At 73.8% G+C, this 18162-nt stretch carries 13 protein-coding genes; 8 read left to right on the top strand and 5 right to left on the bottom strand.

Annotation, left to right across the window (positions count from 1 at the left end; translation table 11 throughout):
- The first annotated feature begins 29 nt into the window (after positions 1-29).
- The 5 genes from MMF93_RS04345 (at position 30) to MMF93_RS04325 (ending at position 5629) form a co-directional block, all read left to right on the top strand.
- Positions 30-983 carry a Zn-ribbon domain-containing OB-fold protein gene (locus MMF93_RS04345; RefSeq protein WP_242749693.1) on the top strand — a complete coding sequence of 318 codons (954 nt, stop codon included), beginning with the start codon at positions 30-32 and terminating at the stop codon, positions 981-983.
- Positions 980-2179 (top strand): thiolase domain-containing protein, encoded by a 1200-nt coding sequence (locus MMF93_RS04340; RefSeq protein WP_242749691.1) that lies wholly within the window; start codon positions 980-982, stop codon positions 2177-2179. The genes MMF93_RS04345 and MMF93_RS04340 overlap by 4 nt, the downstream gene beginning before the upstream one ends.
- On the top strand, positions 2176-3375 hold the full coding sequence (locus MMF93_RS04335) for a thiolase domain-containing protein (RefSeq protein ID WP_242749689.1): 1200 nt from the start codon (positions 2176-2178) through the stop codon (positions 3373-3375). Before MMF93_RS04340 ends, MMF93_RS04335 begins: the two co-directional genes overlap by 4 nt.
- Positions 3376-3489: 114 nt before the next feature.
- Positions 3490-5013 carry an AAA family ATPase gene (locus MMF93_RS04330; protein ID WP_242749687.1) on the top strand — a complete coding sequence of 508 codons (1524 nt, stop codon included), beginning with the start codon at positions 3490-3492 and terminating at the stop codon, positions 5011-5013.
- Between the two features lie 118 nt (positions 5014-5131).
- Complete coding sequence (locus tag MMF93_RS04325; protein ID WP_114024758.1) at positions 5132-5629, top strand: hypothetical protein; 498 nt, start codon at positions 5132-5134, stop codon at positions 5627-5629.
- A 159-nt stretch (positions 5630-5788) separates the two neighbouring features.
- On the opposite strand, the gene MMF93_RS04320 is transcribed toward MMF93_RS04325, so the two are convergent.
- A complete protein-coding gene (locus tag MMF93_RS04320) occupies positions 5789-7828 on the bottom strand; it encodes an N-acetylmuramoyl-L-alanine amidase (RefSeq protein ID WP_242749685.1) in 2040 nt (679 codons plus the stop codon).
- Positions 7829-8103: 275 nt separating this feature from the next.
- On the bottom strand, positions 8104-9096 hold the full coding sequence (locus tag MMF93_RS04315; RefSeq protein WP_423835350.1) for an aminoglycoside phosphotransferase family protein: 993 nt from the start codon (positions 9094-9096) through the stop codon (positions 8104-8106).
- Positions 9097-9580: 484 nt separating this feature from the next.
- Here MMF93_RS04315 and MMF93_RS04310 point away from each other — a divergent pair, with 484 nt between their 5' ends.
- Positions 9581-11146 (top strand): DNA-binding protein NsdB, encoded by a 1566-nt coding sequence (locus MMF93_RS04310; RefSeq protein WP_242749681.1) that lies wholly within the window; start codon positions 9581-9583, stop codon positions 11144-11146.
- Between the two features lie 85 nt (positions 11147-11231).
- Here the strand turns inward: MMF93_RS04310 and MMF93_RS04305 are convergent, their stop codons facing one another.
- Positions 11232-12923: a PP2C family protein-serine/threonine phosphatase gene (locus tag MMF93_RS04305; RefSeq protein WP_242749679.1), complete on the bottom strand. Its 1692-nt coding sequence runs from the start codon at positions 12921-12923 to the stop codon at positions 11232-11234.
- A 509-nt stretch (positions 12924-13432) separates the two neighbouring features.
- Here MMF93_RS04305 and MMF93_RS04300 point away from each other — a divergent pair.
- Positions 13433-14911, top strand: a complete 1479-nt coding sequence (locus tag MMF93_RS04300; protein ID WP_242749677.1) for a HEAT repeat domain-containing protein — start codon at positions 13433-13435, stop codon at positions 14909-14911.
- A 26-nt stretch (positions 14912-14937) separates the two neighbouring features.
- Here the strand turns inward: MMF93_RS04300 and MMF93_RS04295 are convergent, their stop codons facing one another.
- Complete coding sequence (locus MMF93_RS04295) at positions 14938-15774, bottom strand: D-glutamate cyclase family protein (RefSeq protein ID WP_242749675.1); 837 nt, start codon at positions 15772-15774, stop codon at positions 14938-14940.
- 117 nt (positions 15775-15891) lie between these two features.
- Positions 15892-17196, bottom strand: a complete 1305-nt coding sequence (locus tag MMF93_RS04290) for an MFS transporter (protein ID WP_242749673.1) — start codon at positions 17194-17196, stop codon at positions 15892-15894.
- 182 nt (positions 17197-17378) lie between these two features.
- Between MMF93_RS04290 and MMF93_RS04285 the strand changes: the two genes are divergently transcribed.
- Positions 17379-18068: a GntR family transcriptional regulator gene (locus MMF93_RS04285; protein WP_242749671.1), complete on the top strand. Its 690-nt coding sequence runs from the start codon at positions 17379-17381 to the stop codon at positions 18066-18068.
- The last annotated feature ends 94 nt before the right edge of the window (positions 18069-18162 follow it).

Genomic DNA, 18162 nt, shown 5'->3' with positions numbered 1-18162 from the left:
CCCCACCCGGCACACCGGAAAGGACCCTCATGGACGACGTGCTGACCGCCCCCATGGTCGTCGAGTTCCCCTTCACCCGCTCGCTCGGCCCCGTCCTCAGCGCCTTCCTCACCGGCCTGCGGGAGCGGACCGTCCTGGGCGTCACAGCGACGGACGGCCGCGTGGTCGTGCCGCCCACCGAGTACGACCCCGTCACCGCCGAGGAGGTCCGCGACCTGGTGGAGGTCGGCCAGACGGGAACCGTCACCACCTGGGCATGGAACGGCACCCCCCGCAGGGGACAGCCGCTGGCGCACCCGTTCGCCTGGGTACTGGTCCGCCTCGACGGCGCGGACACGGCCCTTCTGCACGCCCTCGACGCACCCGAGGGACCCGACTCGGTCACCACCGGGATGCGGGTGCGCATCCGGTGGGCCAAGGAGCGCACCGGCGCCATCACGGACATCGCCTGCTTCGAAGCCGCGCCCCACGACACCCCGCTCCGAGACCGGCCCGCCTCTCACCCCGGGACGTTCGCCGAGCCCGTCACCGGCATCGTCGCCGCCGCCCGCCTCGACTACACCTACTCGCCAGGACGGGCCCAGACCCGCTACCTCAACGCCCTCGCGGAACACCGCACGAAGGGCGAACGCTGCCCCGAGTGCCGCAAGGTCTACGTGCCGCCGCGCGGCGCCTGCCCCACCTGCGGGGTGGCCACCGGCGAACAGGTCGAGGTCGGCCCGGCGGGCACGGTCACCACCTTCTGCGTCGTCAACATCAAGGCCAGGGGCCTGGACATCGAGGTGCCCTACGTCTACGGGCACATCGCCCTCGACGGTGCCGGACTGGCGCTGCACGGCCGCATCGCCGGCATCCCCTACGACCAGGTGCGCATGGGGCTGCGCGTCGAACCCGTGTGGACCGAGGGCGGCCGCCACCCGGACCACTACCGGCCCACGGGCGAACCCGACGCCGCCTACGAGACCTACAAGGAGCTGCTGTGACCAGCACGGAACCTGAACCCGGCCAGGTCGCCGTCGTCGCCTTCGCACAGTCGCGCCACGCGCGCGCGACCGAGGGCCTGTCCGAGGTCGAGATGCTGCTCCCGGTCCTGCGCGACGTACTCGACCAGACAGGACTGTCCACCGGCCAGATCGACTTCACCTGCTCCGGCTCCTCCGACTACCTGGCGGGCCGCCCCTTCTCCTTCACGATGGCACTCGACGGGGTGGGCGCCTGGCCGCCCATCGCCGAGTCCCACGTCGAGACGGACGGTGCCTGGGCGCTGTACGAGGCCTGGGTGAAGCTCCTCACCGGCGAGGCGGAGACGGCCCTCGTCTACTCCTACGGCAAGTCCTCGGCCGGCGACCTGCCCGAGGTCCTCACCCGCCAGCTCGACCCCTATTACCTGGCGCCGCTGTGGCCCGACTCCGTGTCCCTGGCCGCGCTCCAGGCCCGCGCGCTGCTCGACGCGGAAGCGACCAGCGAGCGCGAGCTGGCCGGTATCGCGGCACGCAGCCGCGCCGCCGCGGCCGACAACCCCCACGCCCAGGTGCGCGGCACCTCCCCGGACGCCGACGCGCTGCTGTCGGACGGCTACGTCGCCCAACCGCTGCGCCGGCACGACCTGCCGCCCGTCAGCGACGGCGCGGCCGCCGTCGTGCTCGCCACAGGGCGCACCGCGCGCCGGCTGACCGCACATCCGGCCTGGATCCGCGGCATGGACCACCGCATCGAGGCGCACAGCCCGGGCGCACGCGACCTCACCCGCTCGCCCTCGACCCGGCTTGCCGCCGAACACGCCGGCCTGTTCGACCCCGGGGCCCCGCCCGTCGACGTCGCCGAACTCCACGCGCCGTTCACCGCGCAGGAAGTGGTGCTCCGCGACGCGCTGCGGCTCGGCGAGGAGACCGCGGTCAACCCCTCGGGCGGCCCGCTGACGGCCAACCCGGTGATGGCGGCGGGGCTCATCCGGATCGGCGAGGCCGCCGCGCGGATCGCCCGCGGCGAAGCCCGGCGCGCCGTCGCGCACGCCACCTCGGGGCCCTGCCTCCAGCAGAACCTCGTCGCGGTCCTGGAGTCCGACGCCCCCGCCGAAGGCGGCCCCCGCGCGGGAGGCCCCGCAGAAGACGGCTCCGCAGAGGACGGCTTCGCCGAAGACGGCTTCGTCAAAGACGGCCAAGGAGGAGAAGGCGCATGAGCAACTCCGAGGTTCTCAGCGGTCGCGGGCGGGGCAAGGAGCCCGTCGCCGTCGTCGGCGTCGGCCAGACCAAGCACGTCGCGGCACGCCGCGACGTGTCGATCGCGGGGCTGGTACGGGAGGCGGCGCGGCGCGCGCTGGAGGACGCCGAGCTGACCTGGGGCGACGTGGACGCCGTCGTGATCGGGAAGGCGCCCGACTTCTTCGAGGGCGTCATGATGCCCGAGCTCTACCTGGCCGACGCGCTCGGCGCCGTGGGCAAGCCCATGCTGCGGGTGCACACGGCGGGTTCCGTCGGCGGCAGTACCGCGCTGGTCGCCGCCAACCTGGTCGCGGCCCGGGTCCACGGCACCGTGCTGACCCTCGCGTTCGAGAAGCAGTCCGAATCGAACGCCATGTGGGGCCTCTCCCTCCCCGTCCCCTTCCAGCAGCCCCTGCTGGCGGGAGCGGGAGGCTTCTTCGCCCCGCACGTACGCGCGTACATGCACCGCACCTCGGCGCCCGGCCACATCGGCGCGCTGGTGGCCTACAAGGACCGCCGCAACGCGCTGAAGAACCCCTACGCGCACCTGCACGAGGAGGACATCACCCTGGAGAAGGTGCGCTCCTCACCGATGCTGTGGGACCCCGTCCGCTACTCGGAAACCTGTCCCTCCTCCGACGGGGCGTGCGCCATGGTGCTGACCGACCGCGCGGGCGCCGCCCGCGCCCCGCGCCCGCCCGCCTGGATGCACGGCGGCGCGATGCGCAGCGAACCCACCCTGTTCGCGGGCAAGGACGCCGTCTCGCCGCGCGCCGGCAGCGACTGTGCCGCCGACGTCTACCGGCAGGCCGGCATCACCGAACCGCGCCGCGAGATCGACGCCGTCGAGATGTACGTGCCCTTCTCCTGGTACGAACCGATGTGGCTGGAGAACCTCGGCTTCGCCAAGGAGGGACAGGGCTGGACGATGACCGAGTCGGGGGCGACCGAGCTGGACGGGGACCTGCCCGTCAACCCGTCAGGTGGCGTGCTGTCCACCAACCCCATCGGCGCCTCGGGCATGCTCCGCTTCGCCGAGGCGGCGCTCCAGGTCCGCGGGCTGGCCGGCGCCCACCAGGTCGAGGGGGCGCGCAGAGCGCTCGGGCACGCCTACGGAGGCGGGTCCCAGTTCTTCTCGATGTGGCTGGTGGCAGCCGACCCGCCCACCTCCTGACGCGGTCCGGACCCGGCTGCCTGACTGCTTGCAGAGAACACACGCCACCGCCTCCTCCCGCTGGCGTAGGCTCGGCGGGTCAGCCCGAGGAGCGAGGACGGCGAGGACACGATCGTGGCGCTGTGGGAGCGGGAAGCCGAACTCGCCGCCATCGAAGCGCAGCTGACCCGCTTGTGCGCGTCCTCCCCGAGCGCCTGTGACGACGACCGGGCCCGGGTGCTCGCCCTGACCGGAGCCACCGGGCTCGGCAAGACCGCGCTGTTGTACGAGACCGCCGCGCGCGCCTCGGCACGCGGTTGCACCGTCGTCTACGCGCGCGGCAGCGAGCAGGAGCAGGAGAGCGGCTTCCACGTCCTCCGGGCCCTGTGGGAGCCGGTGCTGCCCCTGCTCGACGCGCACGCGCCGGACGACCGCTCCCACCTCGCCGCTGCGGCGGTCGGGCTGAGCGCGCCGGCGTGCGCCGTCGGCCCTCCCCCGCACGCCGTGTACCGGGCGATCGACCAGCTCCTGGCCCGCCTCGCCGCTCACCTGGCCGCGCGCGCCGCCCCACTCGTCGTCCTCGTCGACGACGTCCACTGGGCCGACCCCGCGTCGTTGGCCTGGCTCACCCGCTTCCTACCGCGTGCGCCGACGCTGCCCCTGCTGTGCGTGCTCGCCTACGACCCCCGAGAAGCGCGCCCCGAGCTCGCGGAACTGCCGAACGCTGCCGGCGGCGCCCCACAACACCACGCGCTGGACGCGTTGAGCGCACACGCCGTGGACGCCCTCGTGCGGGCCGCTTTCGAGGGCGCTTCCGAGGAGCCCCTCTTCGGCGGGGACACCTCCTTCGCGCAGGAGTGCCGCACGCTGACGGCCGGCAACCCGCTCGCGGTCACACGGCTGCTGGACCGGGCCGGGGAGGCCGGCCTCAAGCCGCACCGAGACAGCCTGCCGCGGCTGGCCGAACTCGCCCCGACGGTGTGCGGGCCCGGCTTCCACGACCACCTGCAGGGTTTCGGGCCCGACTGCGTACGGCTGTGCTGGGCCGTCGCCGTCCTCGGCGCCGCCGCCACCCTTCCCCTCGCCACCCGCGTCGCAGGGCTCGGCGCGCGGGCCGCCCGCCGTGCGGCCGACACACTGCGCCGCGCACAGGTGCTCGACATGCCCCCGCGCACACCGGACGGCACCCCGCCGGCCGACGAGGAGGCGGTGTGCTTCACCCACCCCTCGTTCGCGGGGGAGGTCTACCGCGCCATACCCTCCGGCCTCCGCACGGCCCTGCACGGTCAGACGGCCGCCACGCTCGCCCTGACCCGCCCGGGCCACCTGGCGAGCGCACACCATCTGCTGGAGGTCCACCCCGACGCCGACCCCACCGTGGTGGCGGAGCTGCGCCGTGCCGCACGCGCGTACGCGAGGGCGGGCGCACCCGAGGCCGCGCACCGCTGCCTGGGCCGCGCGCTCAGCGAGCCGCCCGCCCGCCAGGACCGTCCCCTGCTGCTGTACGAACTGGCCTCGGCCGCCCTCCGCTCCGGTGCCCCCGCCGGCGCGGTCCACCACCTGCGCGCCGCTCTCGCCGAGCCCGACTGCGACGCTCCTGTGCGCAGCCGCGCCACCCGCCTGCTGGCGCTCGCCGAGCGGCGGTCCGCCGACCGGTGACCTCTCCGGCGGTCCCCGTCCGAGGCCCTGTCCGGGATCCCTGTCCAGGGCTCGGAGACGGGGCGGGACGGGAGAAGGGGGCAGCGGAAACGCGGTACCGGCCACGTACTATTGCGGCATGTCGTTCCTCCGCCGCCGCAGCGCCTCCGTGCCCGCAGGGCCGGACTTCGATGTCCTGGCCATGGACCCGTCCGACTGGCCGGGGAATCTCGGCGCGGGCCTGCTGCCCGCGCCGGACGGCACCTGCCAGGGCGTCTTCCTGCGCTACGACCTGTTCGGCGGCCGGGGACCCGCCATGGTCATCGGCAACCTGCCCGAGGGCTCGCCTGCGCGGGAGATCGACGAGGGGGACGTTCCGTTCGAGGTGGCGCAGCTGCTGTCCGCGCTGGAGAACGACGAGCACGTCGAGGTCGTCGGCTCCGAGGACGACCCGGTGATGCACGAGGACAACCTGCTCATCGTGCGCCGCGTCAAGCTGTCGGAGGACCGGATCTCCTGCGTCCAGTTCGACCGCAGCGACGGTGTGCTGGTCACCATCGCCAGCTGGGACCGTCCCATCACAGGCGACCTGTACGCCCTTCTCAAGCCGCTGCCCGCGGAGATGTTCCAGCAGTAGCGCCCGGCCTCCGGGCAGCCGGCCCGCAGGGGGCAGGCCGCAGGTGGGGCGAGAGGCGCTGCCGACCCGGATCGCCCGCCCGCGCGGGCGGGCGGGCGAAACGGGCCGGCGAGGCCGGCGGCCCCGGGCGGCGGGCCGCGCCGGGCCCGGCGCGTTGCCTCAGCGCACCAGCCGCACGTCCTCCGCCTTCACGAACGCCACCCGGTGGCCGAGCTGGATCTGGTAGTACTTCTGCTTCCCGCGCACCACCTGGAAGTGTTCCGCCTCGGGGTCGTACTCCACCGCGTACAGGTACTCGCCGGGCGTCCGCAGCCCGGTGACGTAGCGCTGTCCTGCCGCCACCTTGTAGGGCAGCGGAGAGAGGGCCTGTACCGGCACGTCCTCGGGATAGGCCTCCGCTTCCGGATAGGCGCGCCCGTAGACGGGGATCTCGTCGCGCCCTTCCCGCGGTTCGACGAGGGTGCCACGGGCGGGCACGGCCACTGGCCCGTCGGACGGATTGCGGAACCAGGCCTTCCGGCCGAGGTACCAGATCGCCGTCCACTCTCCCTTGCGGTCCGCGACCGCGTACTGCTGCCCGGCGGTGGCCCGCGCCCCCGTGTCGTTCACCCCCGTCGTCGCGGGAGAGCCGTCCGGCCGCAGCCCGACGTCGTTGACCAGCGGCGAGGACGCGTCAGGCGCCTGGTGCAGCCGGACGGCGGAGGAACCGTGTGCCGGGCACGGCTCGCCCTCGGACGCGCAGCCGGTGAAGACCGGCCGGTTGCCGTCGTAGGAGGGCCGGATGGTCACCACGCCGGACTTCGGGCCGCCCTTGGGCGTGAACGGCTTGCCCAGCAGCGCGAAGTAGTGCTCCCAGTCCCAGTACGGGCCCGGGTCGGTGTGCATGCCCTTGATGCCGGAGGTCGTCGTGGCGGGCACGTTGTCGTGGCCGAGGACGTGCTGCCGGTCCAGCGGAATGTCGTACTTCTTGGCGAGGTACTTCACCAGCCGGGCCGAACTGCGGTACATGGACTCGGTGAACCAGGCGTCCGGTTCCGTGAGGAAACCCTCGTGCTCCAGACCGATGGACTTGGAGTTGACGTACCAGTTCCCCGCGTGCCAGGCGGCGTCCTTGTTGCGCACGTGCTGCGCGATGTGCCCGTCCGAGGAACGGAGGGTGTACTGCCACGACACGTACGTCGGGTCGGTCACCAGATCCAGCGTCCTCTCGTACACCTCCTCGGTGTCGTGGATGACGATGTAGTCGATCTTCTGGGACCGGGGCCGCCGCGTCCTGTCGTGGTTCCCGTAGTCCTCCTCGCCCGAGCTGTTGGTGAACTTCTCGTACGGCGCCGGATACCACTCGCAGTCCACGTTCCGCGGGCACTCCGCCTTGCCGTGCGGCGTGCGGGAGCGGTCGGCCGCGGCCGGAGCACGCAGCTTCGGGCTGGCGTCGAGCGTGACCGTCTCCCCGGTGTCCGTGGTACGCCGCTCACCCTGGCGCACCACGTCGAACACGTCGTCGGCGAACGCCGTCGCGCTCGGGTCGCCCTCGCCGCCGCCGGGGAAGGCGGCCACCGCCTCGTACCAGTCCGCCGGGTCCGCGCTGAGCGGGTGGCCCAGCCGGTGCTGCGCGTCCGCCAGCAGCGCCGCGCCGCCCCGTACGTTGGCCGCGGTCGAGGAGCGCAGCGCGTCGTGGGAGAGCCCCGTCAGCTCGGCGGCCCGCTCCAGCGTCCGCAGCCGGGCGGGGAGCCGCTTCGGTGCCTTCTGGGCCCGCTTCGCCTTCGCATCGGAGTCCTCGTCCGCGCTCCGGGGCGGGCGCGCCGCGTCGCCACGGGCGTCCTGCGCGCCCGCGTGGTCGCGCGGCCCGGAGGCGGCCAGCGCCGCGCGCGCGTCCGTCAGGTGCATCGGGCCGAAGCCGCCGGACACGCTCGGCGCGCCCCGGTGGGCGTCCCAGCGCGACTGCAGGTACGAGACGCCCAGCAGCAGGTTCTCCGGCACGTCGTACTGGTCGGCGGCCGCCGCGAACTGCGCCTGGAGGCTGTCCGCGGGCCGGTCCGCCGCCCGGGTGCCGGCCGTCAGCAGGGGGACGACGAGCGCCGCCGCCACCACGGGCACGGCGACGGAGCGGACAGTGCGCCCGCGCCGGGCACCGGCGTCCCGCCTGCCGGGGCGTCTGCCGTCGGGTGTGCTCTCGGAATCACGGAAGGGTCGTGGCAATGCCGCCTCCTCGGAGAGTGCGCCGTGCGATCACGGGCGCGAGCAGTCCTCAGACGTACCGACTTGCCGACGATCCGTCAATCATTCCGCGCGCAACGGGACGGCGCATGTCATCGGGTGGGCGAGGCGTCACCGGTCAGACCGGTGACGCCCCCGGGGGTCCCCTGAGTCCGGCCCTTCTCTCCCGAGCGATTCCGCCGCCTGACCGGAGCGTTACGGCCGACTCGTCGCAGCGCTGCGAACGGCTCTTCGCAGCGCTCCGGCCGACCGCCGCCTCAGCGGGTGCCGACAGCGGCCCGGACGGCGCGGCGCGCCGTGCCGCAGTCCTCGTGCAGCCTCCGCAGCAGCAGCCGCTGCGCCTCGCCGGTGGGCATCACGCCCGCCCGGACCGCCGCGGCGGCCTCCGCCGCACCCTGCGGTGAGGTGTCCCGCATGGTGCGCTGCACCGCCGTCTCGCAGGTGCGGATCTCCCGGGTGAGGATCATCATCAGGTTCACCAGGAAGGCGTCACGCGCCGCCGGGCCCGCCTTCTGGGCGAGCTGGCTGAGGTGGCGACGCGCCAGCGGGGCGTCGCCCAGCGCCGTCCACAGGGTCGCCAGGTCGTACCCCGGCAGATACCACCCGGCGTGCTCCCAGTCGACCAGCGCGGGGCCCGTCGGGCCCAGCATCACGTTGGTCAGCAGAGCATCGCCGTGGCAGAACTGCCACGGCACGCTGCGCCTGCCGCCGGGGCCCCCCGGCTGCACCAGGCCGTGCAGCAGCTTGTGCAGGTCGCCCAGGTCGCGGTCGGTCAGCAGGCCCTGCTCGTGGTAGCGCTCCAGCTTCGCCGGATAGTCGATCGGACGCTCGAAGAGCGCTCCCGGCGGATCCCAGTGATTGACGCGGTGGAAGGAGCCGAGCACGGCTCGCAGGTCCGCGGCCGGGGGCGCCTGGAGGGGGTGCCGCTGCGCGGCGGCCACCCGTCCCGGCACCCGTTCGATGACCAGCGTGCAGGTGTCCGGATCGGCGGCGATCAGCCGGGGCGTGCGGATCGGCGGGCGGTGTCGCACGAAGGCCCGGTAGACCGCTATCTCGTGCTGGAACCGCTCGACCCACGCGGGGGAGTGGTCCAGCAGGCATTTCGCGATGACCGTGTTGCGGCCCGCCGTGCCCGCCAGAAGCACCGAACGTCCGCGCCTGCGGAGCATCTGGACGGGGGCGAAGTCCGGACAGACGCGGTGGATCGAGGCGATGGCGGCTCGCAGCTGCGCGCCGTGCGGGCCGGACAAGTCCAGCCTCCCGCTGACGGGTTGGGACGCGGTGGCGGCGGGCGTGCGTCGCGCGGGGCGCGCGCCGGCGTGCGGACCGGGCGGACCCGGAGTGCGCGGTGGGCCCGGCGTGCGCGGAGGTTCGCGCGACGGCTCGGGGGCCAGCACGGCCGCTCGCCTTCCGTAAGGTTGCTGCGGGACCACGTGGGGCCGACGCTGCACGGACACGGGGGATGGTGCTGAATACGCTGAATACATGGCGCGCGAGATCCCTTCGTGTGCCGACGGGTTGCCGCGCCTCCCCGGCTGCCCGTCGCGGGCAGTGCACCCTGGGGAATGCCGGCCCTGACGGCGTGACCGGGGTGGCGCGTTCCTACACGACACCCGGCCGCGGGTGGCACACCATCTGGCGGACCCTGGCGAACCCTGGCGAATGCGCTCGGGGCCGCCGCACCGAGTCGTACTGAAGTTACTGTCAACTCAGCCGAGAACCTGGGGGCTTGACGTGACCAAGGGACCCAACGCGCGCCTCGCGGACCTCTTCGCCCTCGCCGGCTGGTCGAAGGGCGAACTCGCCCGGCTGGTCAACCGGCACGCGGGGGTCATGGGGTATCCGCAACTGGCGACCGACACCTCACGGGTGCGGCGTTGGATCGACACGGGGGAGACCCCGCGCGATCCGGTGCCGAAAGTGCTGGCGTCCCTGTTCACCGAGCGACTCGGCCGTGTCGTGACCACAGAGGACCTCGGATTCAGCCGGCCGGGGCAGACGGCTTCGAGCGAACCCGCCGAGGGGGTGCCCCTGCCGTCCGGGCAGGTTGCCGCGGTCCTCACCGAATTCACGGGAATGGACCTCATGCTCAACCGACGCGGCTTGGTGGGTGCGGGCGCCGCGCTCGCCGCAGGATCGGCACTCAGCAGTGCCATGCACGACTGGCTCACGGCGGCACCGACGGGCGGTTCGGCCCAGGGCGGTGCGGGCCACGGCGGACCGGCGGTGGCCGCTCCAGCCGCCTACGACCGCTACGAGGCGACCCCGGTGGGGCTCCAGGAGGTCGAGGCACTGGAACGCTCCGTCGAGGTCTTCCGCGCCTGGGACGCCGCCCGCGGCGGCGGCCTCCAGCGCAAAGCGGTGGTGGGACAGCTCAACGAGGTGGGCGGCATGCTCGCCTACCACCAGCCGGAGCCGCTGCGGCGGCGCCTGTGGGGCGTCGCGGCCAACCTCGCGGTCCTCGCCGGATGGATGTCGCACGACGTGGGCCTGGAGCCCACCGCGCAGAAGTACTTCGTCATCGCCGCGCACGCGGCCCGTGAGGGCGGAGACCGCCCCCGCGCGGGAGAGGCGCTCTCACGCGCCGCTCGCCAGATGGTGCACCTGGGGCGGCCCGACGACGCCCTCGACCTGGTGAAACTCGCCCAGTCGGGATCCGGGGACGGGGCACTGCCCCGTACGCGCGCCATGTTCCACACGATCGAGGCGTGGGCGCAGGCGTCGATGGGCCGCGGCCAGGAGATGCGCCGCACCCTGGGCCGGGCCGAGGAACTGTTCGCCTCCGACGCGGGAGACGTGCCGCCGCCCAGCTGGATGCAGATGTTCGACGAGGCCGATCTGCACGGCATGGAGGCGCTCGCCTTCCGCACCCTCGCCGACCACGAGCCCGTCGCGGCCAAGACCGCCGAACGCCACGCCAAGCGCGCCCTGGTGCTGCGTGAGGAGGGGCGCCAGCGCTCCCAGATCTTCGACTACATCTCGATGGCCTCGGCCTGCTTCATCTCCGACGACCCCGAACAGGCCGACCGCTACGCGCGCCTCGCCCTGCTCTCCATCAGCGAGAACTCCTCGCACCGCACCTGGGACCGGCTCCGTGAGATGTACCGCCTCACCGGAGAGTACGCGGGCTACGCGGCCGTCGAGCAACTGCGCGAGGAGATGCGGGACGTGATGCCCCGCGCGCCCAAGCCGTCCCGGGGCGGCAGAGGCCTCAAGGACGCCGACGAGCTGAAGCGGGCGCCGGGTGACGTCAGGGGCATCCCGGGCCCCCGTGGCTCCCGGGGGGCCAGGTCCGTGTGAACCGATCGGCGCCAAAGTGAACCGCCCGGCCCGCTCAGCGGGTGCGGGCGGTTTCGCTGAGCGGCGTGCCCGGACAGCGGAACCGTCAGGGTGTCACGCGGGCGACCAGCACGCAGGCGTCGTCCTCACGTGTGCGGTCGTCGAACTCCTCGGCGATCATCCGGACACACTCCTGGGCGGACGAGGCGGAGGCCAACCGGCCGGCCATGGCCAGCAGCCGCGCCGCGCCCGCGTGCGGAGTGCCCACGTGCGCCGCGCCCGCGCGCTGTTCGCCCGCGTGCTGCTCGCCCGGGTGCGGAGCGTCCTCTCGGCCGGCCGCCCCGGGCCGCCCGCCCCGGGGCGCGAGGCCGTCGGTGTGCAGCACCAGCAGGTCACCGGGCGACAGCTGTGCGGTGCGCTGCCCGTAGCGGGCCCCCGAGGTGACACCCAGCAGCACGCCCTCAGGGCGTGGCAGCACCTGTCCGACCCCGCCCCGGATGAGCAGCGGCGGCGGATGACCCGACTGCGACCACGTGAGCGAGCGGGTGTGCGGCGTGTAGTGGCAGCACAGGGCGCTGCCCAGCGAGGGCTGGGCGGCGGAGTCGAGCAACTGGTTCAGGTGGCCCATCAGCGGCCCGGGCCCCACCCCCGCGACCCCCATGCCCCGCACGGCGCCCAGCAGCATCGCGACGCCCGAGGTGGCGGCCACCCCGTGCCCCGTCAGATCTCCGACCGTCAGCAGCGTGGCGCCGTCCGGCAGGCCCAGCGCGTCGTACCAGTCCCCGCCGATCAGCGTGCTGGTCGCGGAGGGCAGGTAGTGCGCCGCCAGGTCGAGCGCACCGCCGGTCCGCGTGTCACCCTGCGGAAAGCGCAGTGAGCCCCGCCAGGGAGGCAGCACGGCGCGCTGGAGCTCGACGGCCAGGCGGCGCTCGGTCTGCGCGAGGTGCGTCTCACGCTGGAGCGAGTCGCGCGTCTCGCGCACCGCGCGCTCACTGCGCCGCAGCGCGCTGACGTCCCGCACCACCGCCCACATCGAGGCGGTCGCCCCCTCCTCGTCGAGCACCGGTTCGCCCACCAGGTGCACCGTGCGCACGGAGCCGTCCGGGCGCACCAGGTGGAACTCGTGGTCGATGGCCCTCCCGTCGACCAGACAGTCGGTGAACGCGGTGGCGAGACCCGGCTGTTCCTCCGGTACGACCCACGAGGGGAGTTCGTCCAGGGAGAGCGGGCCGTCCTCCTCGGTCCTGCCGAAGATCCGGTAGAGCTCGGGCGACCAGGAGATGTCGTCGGTCAGCAGGTTCCAGTCGGCGCTGCCGACCCGGCCGACCAGCTCGGAGGCCGCGTTCCTGCGGGGCGTGGCGAGGGTGCCGTAGGCGGCGCCCTCGCTCACGCCCCGCGGATCGTCCGACGGGAGGCCGTGCGGTGGCAGATCGTGCGGCGGCAGGTGTCCGCTTACCGGTCCGCCGGCCGGTGCGCCGTGACCCGGCGCACCGGCATCGGGGGCGGTGGGAGGCAGCCCTTCGCGTAACTGGTCCAGCTGGCCGCCGACATCGTCGAGCTGATGCACGGCGAGCTCGCACAGTGCGCGCTGCCACCTGGCGCGGAGGGCTGCCTCGCCGATGCCCTGCTCCGCGGCGCTCGCCGCGTGTGGACCCGCCTCGGGCCCGCTCCCTCCCGCGCCGCGTCGCACCGCGTCGAGACCGCCGCGCAGGGTGCGGGCCTGGGTGATCAGAGCGTCCAGGGTGCCGCGGTCCGGAGGCTGGGCGGCGGAGTGGTCCGCATGCGCAAAGGAGGACATGGAGGGCTCCGATACGGGGGAGAGTCGGTTACGACTGTCGCACAGCCGACGACTGCCCGTAAGGGATTCGGCCACACTCGATCCGGTGGTGCTGCTGTCATATGTCAGCCGCGCGACGGGCGCCTGCCGATCGGAGCACGGGCACGTGCCGAGCGGGAACGACGGGCACGTGCCGAGCGGGAACGACAGGCTCGTGCCGACCGGGGAGCGACGGCGCACACATCGGCCGGAAGACAGGGCGCCGCGCCGAACCCCGGGCGGGCGGACCGAGAGGAGTGGCCGGTGGACGCGGGGCGACCGGCCGGTGCGCGTGCCGGGAGCCGCACGCCCCGTCCGCCCCCTCTTGACCTCGGGCTCGGCGGAATGCTTACTTCCGGGTAGGCTCCGGCCGGTCCCGCGACTCTTTCCGAAAGCTGAAACCCAGGAGTAGAACCGCGGTCACCGGCAAGAATGCCCGGCAACGGAAATCCCGTTGCCAGTCGAATACCCCGCACCGGATGCTGACTCTTATGTTCGTCGATTCCGTCGATTCAGACATAGCGCCCAGCGGCACGCTGCTCGGCCTCCTGCAGAGAGGCCGTGGCGACGGGACGCTGCACGCCCTGGCCGCGCCGCGCGCCGAAGCGCTCGGCGCACTGCGCCAGTGCATCCTGCACGACCCCAGGCGCGACTGGCAGATCGAACACCGCTCCCTGTACTACGCCCGTCTGCACAGGGAGCTGGACGCCGGGCTCGACGACATCGCCGCACACCTCTTCGACCCCGCCGACCTCCAGTGCGCCCCGGACGAGGCCGAGGTCCGCACCGGCCTCGCCCTCTCCGTCCTGGGTCACCTGGCCTCCTACGCCGCCGCGCAGGGCACGGCCTGGCAGGAGAACGCCCCGCTGCGGCTGCTGCGCCGCTATGCCACCGCCGGCAGCAACTGGCAGTGGGCGCTGGACGAACTCGCCGTCCGCGACGACGACGCGGGGCTGCGCCCCCTCGGGCCCGCCATCCTGGCCAGGTTCCCCCAGACGCCCGAAGGGGACGCGGAGCTGGCGGCCGCCGCCCGCGACGCCTTCGAACCCCGCCCCTGGCGCCTGTGGGCCGAGGACGCCGCGCACCCCGAGCAGGCCGACCGGCTGCGACGGGCCCAGGAGTGCCGTTCCTTCGACCGCTGGCAGCGCCAGATGCGCACGGACGGGCCGCGTCCCGGCTGGAACGTGCGGGAGATCCTCGACTGGGCCCAGGACGGTTACGAACAACACCCGCCCCAGCACCGGGAGGCCCCCGCGGCGCGCTGTCTGTCCGCCGTCGCGGGACCGGACGACCGGCCGCTGTTGCTGGAGGCCGCCCGGGGCCACCGCGAGGCCGCACGCGCCGCCGCCCTGCGCCACCTGGCCGACCGCAACGACCCGGGCGTGCTCGACCTCATCGAGGAGGCAGCGGGCGATCCCAGCGAGGCGCTCGCCCGCTGCGCCCTCTCCTCCTTCGCTCGCATGCGGTCCCTGGCGGCTCTCGAACGCGCCAGGCGCTGGGCGGCCGCTCCCGAGGACACGTTGGCGCCGGGCCTCGCCACCGTCGCCGCCGAGATGCTCGCCTGCCGGGGCGGGGGCCAGGACACGGACGCCGTGCTCGCCGCGCTCCGCCGCATCATCCGCCTCGAGGGCCCCGACAGCCCCGCGCTGTGGCCGCTGGTGGACGGCGCGGGCCGCCTGTCCATCGCCTGCGCCGCCCCCGTGCTGCGGCACATCTACCGGGAGACCGCCTCCTCTCAGCTGCGCGGTCGTACCGCCCGGTCCCTCGCGGCCACCGATCCCTCCTTCCCCGCCGGGTTCGCCATCGAGTGCCTGTGGGACTGCGAGGAGACCACTCGCCAGGTCGCGGCCGAGTGCGCCGCCACGGGCGACGCCCGCGTAGTGGAGCGACTGCGCCGGCTGGCCGCGGACCCCGCGGAGGAGGCCGACGTCCAGACCACGATCCGCGGCCGCCTCACCCCACCTGCGTAACCCCCTAGCCCCCACCCCCTGACCCCCTAAGCCCCGGCACCCCGCGCTCCCTCCGGACCGGTACGCGTGGCTTCCCCCGGGCCGAGGTCCGTGAGGAGCAGACGGCCCGGGGCCTCCGTCAGCGCGAACGGTGGGCGCGTTGCCCTCAGGGCTGCCTGAAGGGTGACCCCGCTCGTCCAGAAGACCGGGATGTCGCCCCCTTCGGGTCGTACCCGACCACCGGAATCCGGCCGGGAGAGCGCCCGGATGCCGAGTGCCCCCGGGTCCCCGACGTGCACTGGACCGCCCTGGCCGTGTGGCGTGGTGGCACCCGCGGCGCGCGCCGCGGGCACCAGGTGAGCGGGGACGGGCCGCATCGCCACCACCAGCGGACCGCACAGCCTTCCCGCCGGGCGGCACGAGCGGTTGGTCACGTACAGGGGCACCGTCTGTCCCTGTTCCAGGTGCCGCAGGGGGACGCCCGCCGCGGCCAGTTCGGCGTCGAGGGCGACGGGACGGCCGAGCAGGAAGGGCACGAGGTCGTCGTGCCAGCGGTCGGTGACCTCGCGGGGTTCGGCGAGGAGTTCGCCGTCCTCCCAGACGCGGTAGCGCGGCAGGTCGGTACGCAGGTCGGCGCCGCGCGCCAGTGGGGTGCTCCAGCCACCCGGCTCACCGATGTCCAGTACGGGCAGCGCGTGGCGGTTCCGCGCGCAGTAGGACGACAGGTCCGAAGCCCACGCGAGGGGGACGGCCGCCAGATGTGCCCGCACGTGTCCCGGTGCCCAGCCGGCCGTGTGCGTGTCGAGCCCGGCCCGGTACAGCGCCCGGGCCTCGGCGGGTCCTGTGCGGCCCGGTGTGCCGGTGTGCGGTGCGGTGGTGGACATCCCGTTCCCCCCTGTCTGCGGTGTGTCGTGCCGTGGCGGCTCGTGGGCGGGCCCGGCCCGGCCCACGCCCGCTCGGCTCGGGTCAGCTCATATCGGCGCGGCTCGGGTCAGCTCGCTTCAGTGCACGGTGACGTGCGCCAGTTCGCGGCCGCGTGTCTCGGGCAGGCCGAGCAGCGCCAGGGCCGCGAGGGCGTACGCGGCGGCGCCGAACACCAGCGCGCCGCCGACGCCCCAGCTGTCGGCCAGCGTGCCCACCAGCGCGGGGAAGGCGGCACCGAAGCCGCGGCCGACGTTGTAGGCGAAGCCCTGTCCCGTGCCGCGTACGGAAGTGGGGTACAGCTCGGCGAGGAAGGAGCCGAATCCGCTGAAGATGGCGGACATGCAGAATCCGAGCGGGAAGCCGAGCACGAGCAGCAGCGCGTCCGCGCCCTCGGGTACGCGGGTGTAGCCGAGGACGCAGGCGGCGGAGGCGGCGGCGAAGACGGCGATCGTCTTCTTGCGGCCCAGCAGGTCGGTCAGGTAGCCGCCGGCGAGGTAGCCGAGGAACGCGCCCAGAATCTGCGCGGCGAGGAAGCCGCCTGTGGTGACGACGGCGAGACCGCGGTCCTCGGCCAGGTAGGCGGGCACCCAGGTGGCGAGCGTGTAGTACCCGCCCTGGACGCCGGTGGCCATGAGGGAGGCGAACACCGTGGTGCGCAGCAGTCCGTGCCGGAAGACGGCGGCGAAGGTCGCGGCGGGCGAGCGCCGGGTGTGCCGCTGCTCGGCCGCGGGCGCGTCGCTGACGTTCCTCCGCACGTACAGCACCAGCAGTGCGGGCAGTGCTCCGGTGAAGAACATCACACGCCAGGCCGTCTGGGGCTCCAGGAGGCCGAAGACCGCCGTGTACACGAGCACGGCGAGCCCCCAGCCGACCGCCCAGGCGCTCTGTACGGCGGCCAGCGTGCGGCCCCGGTGGCGGGCCGAGGTGTACTCGGCCACCAGGACGGCGCCGACCGCCCATTCGCCGCCGAAGCCGACGCCCTGGAGCGCCCGGAAGACGAGCAGCGTCTCGTAGTCGGGTGCGGCTCCGCACGCGACGGTGAACAGCGCGTAGGTGACGACGGTCGCCAGCAGCGCCCTTACCCGCCCCACCCGGTCGGCCAGGACGCCGGCCAGGGCGCCGCCCACTCCCGAGGCGACCATCGTCACGGTGACCAGGAGCCCGGTCTGACCGCCGCTGAGATGGAAGTACGCCGCGATGGCGACCATGCTCAGCGGCAGTGCGTAGAAGTCGTACGCGTCCAGGCCGTATCCGCCGAAGGCGCCCGCGAAGGCGCGCCGCCCGCGGGGGCCCAGGGAGCGGAGCCAGGCGAAGGCCGGGCTCTCTTCGTCGTCGTGACCGTTGTCGTCGCTCGCGGCGCGAGCCTTGTCAGTCGTGCTCATGGGCACCTCGCAGACAGCGGACCGGCGTCCGGACGGACGCACGCCAAGGGGGCGGCCGTACAGCCGAGTTGGGGCGGGGAGTGACGCAGGTCTCACCTCGCCGAGCCTCAAAGTAGAGGATTGTTGAACGATTCCGCAATCCTCACGTTGTCTCGTTCTCGGAACTGCGGTTGACTTCGGCCATGACCGACAACGTGCTGGAGGAACTCAGCGACGACCGCAGACTGTTGGGGCGCACCAGCACCGCCGAACGCGTCGCGGGCATCCTGCGCGGCCGGATCATCGAGGGCGGGTTCCGTCCCGGCATGCGGCTGGCGGAGGAGGAGATCGGCCGCGCGCTGGGCGTCTCCCGCAACACGCTGCGCGAGGCGTTCCGGCTGCTCACCCACGAGCGGCTGCTCGCCCACGAGCTCAACCGCGGCATGTTCGTCCGCAAGCTGACCGTCGAGGACCTGGAGGACCTCTACCGGGTGCGCCGCCTGGTCGAGTGCGCCGCGCTGCGGCAGTTGGCCGCCCCGCCCTACGCCCTGCACACGATGGACGCCGCGGTGACGGCGGGGCTGAGCGCGCGGTCCGAGGAGCGCTGGCGGGACCTGGGGACGGCCAACATGCACTTCCACCAGGGGATCGTCGAGCTGGCCGGAAGTCCACGCGCCGACGACATGATGCGCGGCGTACTGGCGGAACTGCGGCTCGTCTTCCACGTCATGGAGAACCCGCGCCGCTTCCACGAGCCCTACCTGCCGCGCAACCGCGAGATCCTGGACGCGCTTCGCGACGGCGACGCCCCCGGAGCCGAGCGGCTGCTCGCCGTCTACCTCGACGACTCCAGGCGCCAGCTCGCCGACGGATACGCCCGCCAGCTAGGCTGACGGGCCGGCTCACGCCCGCGCTGCGCCACCGCACCAACCAACCCGGACCGCACCAACCGCCCGGACCGTGACAACCGTGCCGTTTCGGGTCTTG

The organism is Streptomyces tubbatahanensis (assembly GCF_022699385.1).
In the GTDB taxonomy this organism is placed as follows: Bacteria; Actinomycetota; Actinomycetes; order Streptomycetales; family Streptomycetaceae; genus Streptomyces; species Streptomyces diacarni.
Note: the sequence above shows the minus strand (reverse complement) of the source record. Positions and strands in the feature narration are given on the sequence as shown.

Bases quoted from the DNA above. Each gene is read 5' to 3' on its own strand.
- MMF93_RS04345 (WP_242749693.1), top strand. From the start codon at position 30: ATGGACGACGTGCTGACCGCCCCCATGGTCGTCGAGTTCCCCTTCACC.
- MMF93_RS04305 (WP_242749679.1), bottom strand. From the start codon at position 12,923: ATGTCCTCCTTTGCGCATGCGGACCACTCCGCCGCCCAGCCTCCGGAC.
- MMF93_RS04285 (WP_242749671.1), top strand. From the start codon at position 17,379: ATGACCGACAACGTGCTGGAGGAACTCAGCGACGACCGCAGACTGTTG.
- MMF93_RS04335 (WP_242749689.1), top strand. From the start codon at position 2,176: ATGAGCAACTCCGAGGTTCTCAGCGGTCGCGGGCGGGGCAAGGAGCCC.
- MMF93_RS04295 (WP_242749675.1), bottom strand. From the start codon at position 15,774: ATGTCCACCACCGCACCGCACACCGGCACACCGGGCCGCACAGGACCC.
- MMF93_RS04325 (WP_114024758.1), top strand. From the start codon at position 5,132: ATGTCGTTCCTCCGCCGCCGCAGCGCCTCCGTGCCCGCAGGGCCGGAC.
- MMF93_RS04300 (WP_242749677.1), top strand. From the start codon at position 13,433: ATGTTCGTCGATTCCGTCGATTCAGACATAGCGCCCAGCGGCACGCTG.
- MMF93_RS04290 (WP_242749673.1), bottom strand. From the start codon at position 17,196: ATGAGCACGACTGACAAGGCTCGCGCCGCGAGCGACGACAACGGTCAC.